Source organism: Rhizobium sp. AQ_MP, from assembly GCF_014237835.1.
GTDB lineage: Bacteria > Pseudomonadota > Alphaproteobacteria > Rhizobiales > Rhizobiaceae > Allorhizobium.
The window spans coordinates 1-245 of record NZ_JACJVI010000108.1 but is presented as its reverse complement, the minus strand read 5'-3'; the positions used below and the strand labels follow the sequence as shown (position 1 = coordinate 245).

The 245-nt window shown below is 60.4% G+C and carries 1 protein-coding gene; it reads left to right on the top strand.

Going from position 1 to position 245, the window contains the following annotated elements:
- Positions 1-96: 96 nt before the first annotated feature.
- On the top strand, positions 97-245 hold a 149-nt coding region (locus H6M51_RS24445), incomplete at its 3' end, for a twin-arginine translocation signal domain-containing protein (RefSeq protein ID WP_185812338.1).

Below are 245 nucleotides of genomic sequence, written 5' to 3'. Positions count from 1 at the left end.
TGGGAGCGACACTCGCCGCCATTTCAGGCCTTCCGGACGTCATGGCGGCAAACATGGTTTTCGAGCATGCAGAGAATATGGAGGAGGGTTTAACCAATGGACACAGATCTGACGCGGCGTAGTCTGCTCAAGGCCCATGCTGCCGCGATTGCGGCAGCCACCGCCGGCATCAGTTTGCCGGCCCATGCTCAGTCCGTTCCCGGTGGCGTAGAGGCGCTGGAGATCAAATGGTCGAAGGCACCCTG